The sequence below is a fragment of the Corallococcus sp. CA047B genome, assembly GCF_003612065.1.
In the GTDB taxonomy this organism is placed as follows: Bacteria; Myxococcota; Myxococcia; order Myxococcales; family Myxococcaceae; genus Corallococcus; species Corallococcus praedator.
This window is the reverse complement of record NZ_RAWD01000106.1, coordinates 17014-27950: the sequence shown is the minus strand read 5'-3', so window position 1 is coordinate 27950 and position 10937 is coordinate 17014. Positions and strand designations below refer to the sequence as shown.

Below are 10937 nucleotides of genomic sequence, written 5' to 3'. Positions count from 1 at the left end.
CTGCCCGCCTGGTTCGACGACTACAACCGCTGCCACCCGCATCGGGGCCTCAAGATGAAGTCACCCCACGAGTTCCGTACTGCTAACTCTCAACCTTGAGCTGTCCGATTTGACGGGGGCAACTCCACGATGGGGCACGCCACCATCGAACCGACCGTGCGTGCCACCCGCGGCGCGGGAGCGCGCGGTGCAGGCAGAGGGGCACATGAGGGAGTGCAGAAAGAACGAAAGGCCCGGAACCTTTCGGTTCCGGGCCCTTCAGTGGCGAGGAGTACGGGACTTGAACCCGTGGGCAGGGCGATGGGAAACCTCAAGCAGGACGCGCAGTTACCCGCTATCGCCTTGAATCCCCTCGGGTTCATCATCCCGCTCCGTCCCGTGCTGTTCCCTGGTGTGTTCCCTCAAGCCACGCTGGAGGGGCACACTGGGGGCACACGGCGGCCCCTCACCGAGGCTTGAAGGGCCACCGCTTCCAGTCAGGCTTCCTCGTCGGGAAGGAGCGTCCGAAGCAGTTCGTCGTCAGGACTGAGCGGGCGCCAGCCGGGAGGTGGGGGGCTGGCGAGAAGCACATCGCGCACCTGCCGCACGCGCTCTTCATGGGTTTCTGGGGTGTACGCAGACCAGCGACCAAGCGTCATTGCAACCTCGAAGCGGCTTTCGTCGTCCAAGATGGGAGGCCAACCGTTGGGGAGTCCCTCGGCGACTTCGCGCACGAGCACATCGCGAACGAAGCGCGTGATCCGCTTGTGCTGCTCCGCCTCGTGCAGCAAGCCGCTCAACACCTGCACCGCAGCAACGTCGTTGCCCAGTTCGTCGGCCAGGACGTACAGCGGAACGGCAGGGCGCGCATCGGCAAAGGCGGTCAGTGAGTCGTAGCCTCGCTCACGGACCCGTTCGTACAGGCGCGCCTTGATGTTGCCCTGCCATGCACCTCCGTCACTCATCGGCTACACCCCAGGTAAACGGCACTTGTTGGATCGGCCGGTCGCCGCTTCCGATCAGGCTTCTTCGTCGGGGAGGAGCGTCCGGAGAAGCTCGTCGTCGGGGCCGAGTGGACGCCAGCCAGCGGGGGGAGGGTTGGCGAGAAGCGCATCCCCTGCCCGATCAACCCGCGCCCTGTGGGTTACTGGGGTGTAGGCGAACCACGACCCGAGCCCCATCGCAACCTCTCCACGGGTTGCATCATCCAGCACGTCCGGCCAGCCATTCGGGAACCTCTCGGCCAACTCGCGCACGAGGACGTCACGAACCAAGCGCGTGACCTGCTTGCGCTGCTCCGCCTCGTACATCAAGCCGCTTAGAATCTGCACGGCAGCAACGTCGTTGCCTAACTCGTCGGCCAGGACGTACAGCGGAACAGCAGGGCGCGCTTCGGCAAAGGCAATGAGTGAGCCGAAGCCCCGTTCACGAACCCTCTCGTACAGGCGTGCCTTGATGTCGCCCCGCCAAGCCCCTCCATCACTCATCGTCCTCTCCCTGAAGTGAAGTTCATGGGGATTCGATAGTCCCGCATATGCCTCGCGACTTCCTTCAAGATCCCATCCCGCGTCAACAACCGGCCGGCTCTCGTCTCAGCCTGGAGTAGCGCATCCATGATCATCCGATTCCACTCGCCGGGCCAAATGCGCCCCAGCTTCCAGTTCCCCCCTCCATGAATCGCCTCGTGATCGGCCTGCTCCAGCCGGACGCAAAAGTTGTCGATGTCCATGTCGCCCTTGAAGCCGCGCCGCTCGAACCACTCGCGGTGTTCTTGCGGCAGCACATGGTGCTTCGGGGCATCCGACATTCCCGCCCCCGCCCTGCCCGTTACCCGCATACCGCGCACCTCAGGGCTGTCCCCCAGCGCTTCGCGCACGCCCTTGGGTAGGTCCTGCTGCGCCTGGGCCATCGTGACTTGTCCGCCCTGAATGAGGACGGCCGCGCCGACGGCGGGAACGGAGATGACGCCCGCCTGCACGAGCCTTCGCATCATCTCCACCCACTCGGCGGAGACCACCAGCCGCGAGCCCACCATGACGCCGCCTGAACTCATTGCCAGGCCCACGCCGAGCGCCGCAGGGGCCGAGGGTGGCACGCATGGCTGGGCCATCTTCATCGTGGAGATCATCGTGACCATCTCCACCGCCTGCATCGCCGCGATGACCTGCCCGCCAAGCTTCATGGTCTCGCGGGTCTCCCGTTGGAGCGTGTCGAACTCACGCGTCAGCTTCCCCATCAGCTCGGGCATCGCGGTGGTCGCTGCCTCCACCCGCTCCGGGTCCAGTGAGGCGAGATCCGTCAGCGTGGGCTCCATCAACCCCTGCACGCGATGAAGGTCCACGAAGAGCTTCTCGGCGCTGCACATGGGGCAGTGCCGGAGCACGGCGTCCGCGAGGTGCAGGAAGTCCACCCAGGTGGCCAGCAGGAGCGTTCCGAATTGAGCTGCCTGGAGCTTCGGCCCTGTCATGCGTAGCAGGCCCAACTCCATATCCGTGTCGCCAACTTCCGAGGCCGCTTCCGTCAACGCCGTGGCGCTCCCAAGCGCGCCATGAAGCCACGTCACCTGCTTGGATCCCTGGTCGAGGTAGCGCGTGAAGACGCCGGTCAGGCTCCAGCCCCAGAGGTCCGGAGGACGGGCCGCGAGCTTGGTGAACGCGGCCTCGACGCGGGTCAGGGAGCCCTTCACGTCTTTCGTCGCGTCGATGACTGCCTGCCGCGTCGATGCAGCGCTCCGGGCCCCGCCCCCGATAGCGCTGTCTCCCACGGCGGTCACGTCGTCACGCGGCTGCTGGCGGCGTAGGAGCCTTTGCTCGGGTCCAGCAAGAGCGCGCGGGAGGAGGTTCTGGGCGCGCGGGGACTCATCGCTCGGGGGTTCCACCCAGGTGGGCAAGGAGGCTTCTCGCGGTGCGTAGCTCAAGCTTCGGCCACGCCCAGGCGCTTGCGCCACGGAGGCGCATCCCGTGGCCATCAGCACCAGGGCCAGCACCAGGGCATCAGCGCGCATTGTCCACCCCCAGGCCGACCGAGACGAACGCCCCCGGCCGCAGCGTCCCCTCCGGCGTGGGGAAAAGCAGCGTGCCGCCCGTCCCCATCGCGTAGAGCTTCCCGCCCAGCAATCGCCAGCGCGCTTCCGCCGCGCCCAGGTAGCGCGCTCCGGGCTGTCCCGCCCCCACCGCGAGACCCTTCAAGGCGACTTCAACGGAGCGGTTAAAGAGCTGCACCGCCACGCGCCCGTCCATGTCGAAGCGGCCCCAGGTGAAGGCCTCCACCCCCAGCGACAGCTTCAGGTGCTTGGAGAGGCCGCCGTAGCGGACCGCGTCCCAGCCCACCTCCGCCTCCCCATAGGCCGAATACCCGTCCGGGAAGGGTGTCTCCGCCAGCGGCAATCCCTCCGGCCCCGCCGCCTTGAAGCGCGCCAATTCGTAGTCCGGGCCGAAGAAGCCCTGACGAAAGCCGCCGTGTTGCCTGCGCACCTCCAACCGCAGCCGCATGTCCAACGTGGGCGTCAACGCATCCGCGCCCGCTCCCACCACCGCACCCCATGCGCCGCCCTCACCGGGCCGTCCGCCCCAACCGGCAAGCAGGTGGGCCTCGAAGCCCGGCCGCACCACCACCACGGCGGTGCCGTCCAGGTGCACCAGCGTCAGCGGGGGCGCATCTCCTCCGGCCATCCCCCAGTCATGCACGGCGGAGAGCGCCAGCGTGTAGCGGCCCGGTTCGCGGGGCTGGCCGAAGAGGACATGCTGTACGTCCAGCGCGACTTCCGCCCCCATCAACCGTGCGCCCAGCACGTCCGAGGCGAAGGCCTGCGTGTAGAGGGGGCCCAGCGTGCCGGAGAGGAAGCCTCCCGCCGGGTGGTAGTCGGGATTGCTTCGGTTGGAGTAGCGCCGCACGAGGTGCGCGGACAGCAGGCTGTAGGACTCCAGCGCGCCGAACCAGACGCCCACGGGCGCGTTGTTCGAGCCCAGCTTGAGGCCGCGCACCACCTGCCCCCAGTCCGAGAGGCTGTCCCAGTCCTCCCGCCGCACGAGGCCCGTGCCTTCTCCTCCACGCCACAGCCGCAACCGCACCGGAGCGCCCAGATTGAGGCCGAAGTCCTCTCCGCGCTCGAGGACGAGGGTGGGCTCCACCTGGAGGAAGCCCTCGTCCGTGCCGACCCCCGCGCGCGGCAGCAGGGCCAACGCAGTCGCGTCCAGCCGCAGCAGCGAGCGCCACGCGGAGTCCCGTACGCGCCGTTCCTCCTCGGGCTGCGTGTCGGGGACCCCCTCCGCCCCTGCGGCGACCGGCCAGACCAGCAACAGCCATACCGCCCCACCTCGCGTCATTCGCATACACGCCTCCTGTGAGTGCCCCGGCGAAGGGAGCAAAGAACACACGTCTGACGTTCAGCCCGGAACTGGCTGGCTGCGCGTCGCTGCTCAGAGGTGCGGGGAATGGGAGGCCGTCCGCGTCGGGGCAGCGGGAGTCAGTGCTTCGCCACGCGGGGCGCGCTGAGCCTCGGATGTAGGGGACGCCGTGGGCGCTGCCCCAGGTGTGCTGTCAGCCTCAGCACCCGCTGCTGCGCCGAATCGGCCATTGTCCGCTTTGCCAGCGCCACGTCGGCGCACTCGGCCCACCTCGCGGCCCTTCTCGCATTTGAACAAGCAATCGCAAACACGAAGGCCCCGCGACGTTCATCGCGAGGTCCGTGTTGAACAAAAAGGCCCATCGGGTTGGCAGGGCCTTTCAGTCAGCTCCAGGAGAGGGATTCGAACCCGCGACCAGGGAGATGGGAAACCCTTGATGACGCACCGCCAGCCGCGTCTACCGCAGCGCCGCGAGGGCCGCGCCGACCTTCGCCACCGTCACCGACACGGGCGTCGTCACCTCCGGAGCGAAGATGGCCACGCGGAGCTCCTCGAAGGCCCACCGCAGCTCCTGCGCCGCCTCCTGGTCACGCACGGTGGCGCACCTGGCGAGGAAGGCCTCCCATAGGGGGGTGAAGGGCACGGCCTTCCCTGCGTCCTTGCCGGGGTTCGCCACCGCACGCGACAGCCGTGCCTGGGCCGCGCGGAGATAGCGCGGGTAGTTCAGCAGGCGCACGAAGGGGATCCACTCGATGAGCTTCGCGGGGAACAGCTGCCCGAGCTGCGAGCGGATGTCGCGCACGGCCGCCGCGCCGCTCGGCCCCTTGGATGCTGCCTTGAGCGCAGCGAGCGTCTCCGCGAGCTCCGAGGAGGTGGCAACGACGGCGTTCGCCCATTCCCGGGCCGCCTGCTCGATGCGCGGTGAGCCCTCTTGAACCAGCGCCTCGAAGGCCGCCTTCGTGCGGGGCAGCGGCGCGCCCGGTGCGAGCTTGAACGCATCGTCGACGCTGCGTGCGAGGACGAGCGCCCGGAAGGTGTCGGCCTGACCCCGTGCGGGCGGCGAGCCGTCCAGGGACGGGAAGGGCAGCGGCATGCGCGCGGCGCTGACGGCCACATGCCCGCGCGCGGCGAGCATCAGGAGCCGGCGGACCCCCGTGCGCGTGGCCGCGTCGGCCGCGGATGATGTCTCGAGCAGCACCAGGTCCACGGCGGCGCCCCGGTCGACGAGCGCGGGGTGGCTGCGGATCTCAAGCCCGCCGACCCGCCGGGCGACCACGGGGGGCAGATCGCCGAAGGTCCAGGCGGTCAGCCCCTTGCGCTCCCAGTCCGAAGTCGGTGCCACGCTGCGCAGCGCCGCCCGTGCACGTCCCCCGTGCTGTTCGAGCAGCGCGTCGGCGTCGCGGCTCCGCGCGAGCTCCTTTCCCCGCTCGTCGAGCACCCGGAGCGTGATGCGCAGGTACGGCGCCACGGCATCCGCCCGGAAGGACTCCTCGGGCACGTCCACGCCGCACAGCCGGGACACCGCACGCGCGAGCGCTGGAATCATCGGCCCGCGGAAGGGCACCAGCTCCTTCTCGAGACGGTCGACCAGGGCCGGCACCGGCCCCAGCTGCTTGCGCTGGGCGCGGGGGACCTGCTCGAGCAGGGCGGTGAGTTTCTCCCGCTGCCACCCGGGGATGGTCCAGTCGAGCTCGCCCGGGACCAGCTGGGCGAGCAGCAGCAGCGGCACGCTCAGGGTGATGCCGTCGTCCTCGGCCGCGGGGTCGAAGGTGTACGTCACCGGCACGGACGCGCCGTGCAGGGTGATGGCATCCGGGTAGCGCGCCGGGGACAGGCCCGGGTCGTGCGAGAGGGCATCCTCCATCGAGAGGATGAGCACGTCGGGGTCGGCGGCCTCGGCCTTGCGGCGCCAGGCCTCGAAGCTCGCTCCGTCCGTCACGTCCGCCGGGAGGCGCTCGTCGAAGAACGTCAGCAGGGCCTCGCTGTCGAGCAGCTCGCTGCGCCGGGCCTTGTCCCGCAGGCGCGCCACGCGCTCGAGCACCTCGCGGTTCTCCTCCTGGAACGCCCCCCGGGTGCGGTACTCGCCGCGCACCAGGGCATGATCGAGGAACATCAGCCGTGCCCGGGCGGGGTCCATGCTGGCCAGGGCCACGGGGCGCTCCTTGAAGACCTGAAGCCCGAAGAGGGTCGCGTTCTCCTTCACGACGGCGCGCGCGGACTTCTCCGACCAGTGCGGTTCGGAGTAGCTGCGCTTGAGCAGGTGGGGGGCCGCCGCCGCGAGCCACTCCGGGTCGAGCTTCGCCACGGTGCGCGCGAACAGCTGGGACGTCTCCACGAGCTCGAACGCCATCGCCCAGGCAGGGGGCTTTTTCGCGAGCGCCGACGAGGGGTGAACCATGAAGCGCGTCTGCTTCGCGCCCGTAAAGTGGCGCTGCTCCGGATTCCACTGGCCGATGCGGGACAGGAGCCCGGTGAGGAGCGCCTGGTGCAGGACGTCCCCGCGCGCCGGGGCGCCCCGGCCCTTGCGCGGCAGGCGCAGCTCGCGGACGGTCTCCTCGAGCTGGCGCTGGACGTCCCGCCACTCGCGCACCCGCAGGAAGGACAGGAAGTTGTCCCGGCACACGCGCCGCAGATGGGACGTCCCCCGCTCCTCGGCCTCGCGCACGAACGCCCACAACTTGAGCAGCCCCGTAAAGTCCGAGTGCTCGTCACGGAAGCGCGAGTGCAACGCGTCCGCCTTCTGCGCGAGCTCCCGTGGCCGCTCGCGCGGGTCCTGCAGGTTGAGCGCCGCGGCGATGATGAGCACCTCGTCCAGGCACCCATACTCGGCGCCGGCGAGAATCATCCGCGCGATGCGCGGGTCCACCGGGAAGCGCGCGAGCTGGTGGCCGAGCGGCGTCAAGGCGCGCTCCTTGCCCTCGATGGCCCCGAGCTCCTCGAGCACCCGCCAGCCCTCGGCGATGGCCTTCGGCTGGGGCGGGTCGAGGAAGGGGAAGTCCTCGACGTCACCGAGGCCGAGGGACTTCATCCGCAGGATGACCCCCGCGAGCCCGGTGCGCTTGATCTCCGGGTCGGTGAAGGCGGGCCGCGTGGTGAAGCCCGCCTCGTCGTAGAGGCGCACGCAGATTCCGTCGCGCACGCGGCCGCAGCGCCCCTTGCGCTGGTCGGCGCTGGCCTGGGAGACCGGCTCGATGTGCAGGCGCGTGGTGCCCGAGCGTGAGTCGTAGCGCGACAGGCGTGCCACCCCGGTGTCCACGACGTACACGATCCCCGGGAGGGTGACGGACGTCTCCGCGACGTTGGTGGAGAGGATGACCCGGCGCTGGGGGATGGTGGCGAAGACGCGCGACTGCTCGGCGGCGGACAGGCGCCCATACAGGGGCTGCACCACCGTGCCGCGCAGCTCGCGCGCGTTCAGGGCGTTCTCGGCCTCGCGGATCTCCCGCTCCCCAGGGAGGAACACGAGGACGTCCCCGTCCGGGTCGAGCGAGATCACGTTCGCCACCGCATCGGCGACGGCGTCCGCGAGCTCGGCGTCCTCGGGGGGCGGCTCATAGAGCACGTCCACCGGAAAGGTCCGGCCCTCCACCTGGATGACCGGAGCGCCTCCGAAGAACTGCGAGAAGCGCTCGGTCTCGATGGTGGCCGAGCTCACCACCACCTTGAGGTCGGGGCGCCTGGGGAGGAGGCGCTTGAGCCACCCGAGCAGGAAGTCGATGGTGAGGCTGCGCTCGTGGGCCTCGTCGAGCACGATGGTGTCGTAGCGTTTCAGGAGCGGGTCGCTGTGAATCTGCGCGAGCAGGACCCCGTCGGTCATGAACTTCACGGCCGTCCGCCGGGTCGAGCGGTCCTCGAAGCGAATCTGGTAGCCGACGTCCGTGCCCAGCTCCGTGCCGAGTTCGCGTGCCACGCGCGCCGCCACGCTCGTCGCGGCGATGCGCCGGGGCTGGGTGACGCCAATCTGGCGCGGGCGCCCGCGCCCCATGGCGAGCAGGACTTTCGGCAGCTGTGTCGTCTTCCCCGAGCCGGTGGCCCCAGCGACAATGACCACCTGATGGGCTGTGATGGCCGCGGTGATGTCCTCCACCCGGCTCGAGATGGGGAGCTCGGGGGGGAAGTGCAGGGTGGGCAAGCCGCCGGAGGTAGGGACGGGTAGGTCGCCGGACATGGTGGCATGGCCTAGCACTGAAGCACGCGCCGCGCCCCTGACGAATCGTGTGGGCGCCTGCGCGCCCGGCGTTCCTGAGGGGTTCGCCCTGCATGCCAGTACGCACCTGCACGCCAACGATAGGCAGTGGCTGGAGCGGCTGTGCCGCTACGGAGCACGCGGCGCGCTGGCGCTGGAGCGTTTGTCACGAGCGGAGGACGGCCGCATTGCTTGGCGGATGAAGCGTCCGTTGCCAGACGGCACCACACGCCTCTTCTTCACCGGACTGGAACTCTTACGTCGCGTGGCGTCCCTGATACCTCCGCCTCGGTCGAACCTCACGAGGTTTCACGGTGTCTTCGCTCCGGGCGCGAAACTCCGGCCATTTCTGCTCCTTCAAGCGGAGGCAGAGGCGAAGCCGGAAGAGGCAAGCGAGCTGCCTTTAGCAGCGACGAGACAGGAGCCGACCCAGGAGCGCACGCCGCGGCTGGATTGGGCCGGGTTGCTCAAGCAGGAGTTTCGCGCTGGACGTGTTCGCCTGCGGCAGGTGTGGAGGCAGGCGCCGGGTGCTGGGGTATCTGACGGCTCCCAGTGGGGTGCGTGCCATCCTGGAGCAGCTGGGACTGCCCACGCTGCCTGGGAGACTGGCCCCAGCACGGGGGCCACCCCAGAGCGCGTGGTGTTGAGCGCCAGGCCGCAGTGGCCCCCATGTCCAAGCCCCGTGCCGCGCCCCTGAGGGGAGCGCGGCCTGAGCGGGCGTGTGCCCCCTGAGGGCTGCACGGCTTCTCCACCGGCCAGGCGCACAGCTCGGCGGCACCCGTCAGCGTCCCTCTTCGGCACCTCTGCTCCAGCCCCCACCCTCAACAGGCCTTCTATTCGCCCTATGCGTCCTGGGGCCATCGGACGGATGCCCCAACACGGAGCGCGAGCCATGAAGAAGATATGTCCACACCTGGAAGTGACCGAGCGTCACCGGACGGCGCCCATCCACCCCAGTGGCCACGGATGTGTGGAGTGTCTGAAGGACGGAGGTGACTGGGTCCACCTCAGGATGTGCCTGACCTGCGGGCACGTGGGCTGCTGCGACGACTCGCCGTCACGCCACTCAACCCGGCACTTCCACGCCAGCTCCCACCCGGTCATCAAATCGTTCGAGCCTGGGGAGGACTGGGCCTGGTGCTTCGTGGACGAGCAGTTCCTCGAGCGGATCCCCACCTTCCCAGGCGAGTCGCCGCCGGTGCACTACTCGGCCCCCATGAGCGCGCCGTAGGCACCTGGCCTCGGACGCCTGCGCGACCTTCGTTGAGGGCCGGGTGGCGGGCCGCGTTCATCACCCGACCGGGGCAACAGCTCTACCTGCTCGCGCCCGAAGTCACCGTGGGGCAGTGCTGGAGGTGTCACCGGATCGCACGGGCTGGAGGAAGAGCAGGTAGTGGACCGGGAGGTCGTTGAACTCCGAAACGACGGCGTAGCCCGCGGCCTGGGCGGCGGCGACGAGCGGGGGACGCATGGCCCGGAGGTGCGTCACTGCGATGCGACCGTTCGGGGTGAGGGCGGGCCTCAGGCTTTCGAGGAAGGCCACACGGTCCGGCAGGAAGTGGTCCACCTCGGCGAGCAGGATCACGTCGTAGGTTCCCGGCTCAAGGCCCGGGGTGTCCGGGGTTACCTTGCGCGCCTCGACGTTCTTCCGCCCGAAGACACGTTGGCGAAGCTGCTTGAGGGCCTCGTCATTGATGTCGGTCGCGACCACCCGTCCCGTCGGGCCGACGGCATCCGACAGTCGCAGCGTGAAATAACCCAGGCCTGCTCCGACATCCGCGATCCGTTGTCCTGGGGAAAGCCCCAGCGCGGCGACGAACCTGGCGGGCTGACGGGATTGGTCATACGCGGGATCCACGCCTTCGACGCCCCCGACACCGTGAAGTTCGGCCGGTGCTTCCGGCGTGGCAGCCTGCGCCGCCGCGGGAGGGACGTCCTGGCGCGCTCCCTCCTTGTTCTCGGAGCGACAGGCGGCGGTCGCGACCGTGACAAGGCAGAGACACCACCGCACCAGGTGACGGGACGCTGCCTGCGCACGAAAGAGAGTCATTCCAGCCTCCGGAGCCATCAGGGATGCGGTGCGCATCCCACCAGGGAATCGCATTCGGGTCGACCCCTGCGGCCTGAATGCGCGGAGGATCCGGATGAGCCTGCCCCGCTGTGAGGGGCAATGCGCGCTTCGCAGTGCCTCTCACGGGCGCCTTCAGCTCAGGCCTTGAAGGTCATCAGCGACGCGAGGGCCCGCGCGTCGCCTTCCAGCGGCCCTTCACCAGCCCACCCCCTCAAAACAGGGCCCCCATTCCGCCTATAGTCTGATTTCATGCAAGGGCTCACGAGCTCCGGCCGGGCAATGAGGGTGAGCGGAAGGAGAACTTCACGCGGGGGGGCTGATGGATATGCCCACAGGCGGAGGGTCCGTCCTGGAT

The 10937-nt window shown here is 69.3% G+C and carries 8 protein-coding genes; 2 read left to right on the top strand and 6 right to left on the bottom strand.

Annotated features, from left to right (window positions below; genetic code table 11):
* Positions 1-476: 476 nt before the first annotated feature.
* The 5 genes from D7X74_RS18120 to hrpA form a co-directional block, all read right to left on the bottom strand.
* On the bottom strand, positions 477-944 hold the full coding sequence (locus D7X74_RS18120; RefSeq protein WP_120534219.1) for an NUDIX hydrolase: 468 nt from the start codon (positions 942-944) through the stop codon (positions 477-479).
* A gap of 54 nt (positions 945-998) precedes the next feature.
* The gene (locus D7X74_RS18115; protein ID WP_120534218.1) at positions 999-1466 is read right to left on the bottom strand and encodes an NUDIX hydrolase; all 468 of its coding nucleotides are present in this window, start codon (positions 1464-1466) and stop codon (positions 999-1001) included.
* Entirely contained in the window at positions 1463-2983 is a 1521-nt protein-coding gene (locus tag D7X74_RS18110; RefSeq protein ID WP_120534217.1) for a DUF2380 domain-containing protein, read from the bottom strand. Before D7X74_RS18110 ends, D7X74_RS18115 begins: the two co-directional genes overlap by 4 nt.
* On the bottom strand, positions 2973-4310 hold the full coding sequence (locus tag D7X74_RS18105) for a hypothetical protein (protein ID WP_233602156.1): 1338 nt from the start codon (positions 4308-4310) through the stop codon (positions 2973-2975). Before D7X74_RS18105 ends, D7X74_RS18110 begins: the two co-directional genes overlap by 11 nt.
* 472 nt (positions 4311-4782) lie before the next feature.
* A complete protein-coding gene (hrpA, locus tag D7X74_RS18100) occupies positions 4783-8493 on the bottom strand; it encodes an ATP-dependent RNA helicase HrpA (protein ID WP_120534216.1) in 3711 nt (1236 codons plus the stop codon).
* Here hrpA and D7X74_RS44255 point away from each other — a divergent pair.
* Entirely contained in the window at positions 8390-9208 is an 819-nt protein-coding gene (locus tag D7X74_RS44255) for a transposase (protein ID WP_370450771.1), read from the top strand. The genes hrpA and D7X74_RS44255 overlap by 104 nt on opposite strands.
* Positions 9209-9403: 195 nt before the next feature.
* A complete protein-coding gene (locus tag D7X74_RS18085) occupies positions 9404-9742 on the top strand; it encodes a UBP-type zinc finger domain-containing protein (protein WP_120534215.1) in 339 nt (112 codons plus the stop codon).
* Positions 9743-9844: 102 nt separating this feature from the next.
* Here the strand turns inward: D7X74_RS18085 and D7X74_RS18080 are convergent, their stop codons facing one another.
* Positions 9845-10597 carry a class I SAM-dependent methyltransferase gene (locus tag D7X74_RS18080; protein WP_233602154.1) on the bottom strand — a complete coding sequence of 251 codons (753 nt, stop codon included), beginning with the start codon at positions 10595-10597 and terminating at the stop codon, positions 9845-9847.
* Positions 10598-10937: the final 340 nt, after the last annotated feature.

Bases quoted from the DNA above. Each gene is read 5' to 3' on its own strand.
- D7X74_RS18120 (WP_120534219.1), bottom strand. From the start codon at position 944: ATGAGTGACGGAGGTGCATGGCAGGGCAACATCAAGGCGCGCCTGTAC.
- D7X74_RS18115 (WP_120534218.1), bottom strand. From the start codon at position 1,466: ATGAGTGATGGAGGGGCTTGGCGGGGCGACATCAAGGCACGCCTGTAC.
- D7X74_RS18110 (WP_120534217.1), bottom strand. From the start codon at position 2,983: ATGCGCGCTGATGCCCTGGTGCTGGCCCTGGTGCTGATGGCCACGGGA.
- D7X74_RS18105 (WP_233602156.1), bottom strand. From the start codon at position 4,310: ATGCGAATGACGCGAGGTGGGGCGGTATGGCTGTTGCTGGTCTGGCCG.
- D7X74_RS44255 (WP_370450771.1), top strand. From the start codon at position 8,390: ATGGCCGCGGTGATGTCCTCCACCCGGCTCGAGATGGGGAGCTCGGGG.
- hrpA (WP_120534216.1), bottom strand. From the start codon at position 8,493: ATGTCCGGCGACCTACCCGTCCCTACCTCCGGCGGCTTGCCCACCCTG.
- D7X74_RS18085 (WP_120534215.1), top strand. From the start codon at position 9,404: ATGAAGAAGATATGTCCACACCTGGAAGTGACCGAGCGTCACCGGACG.
- D7X74_RS18080 (WP_233602154.1), bottom strand. From the start codon at position 10,597: ATGCGCACCGCATCCCTGATGGCTCCGGAGGCTGGAATGACTCTCTTT.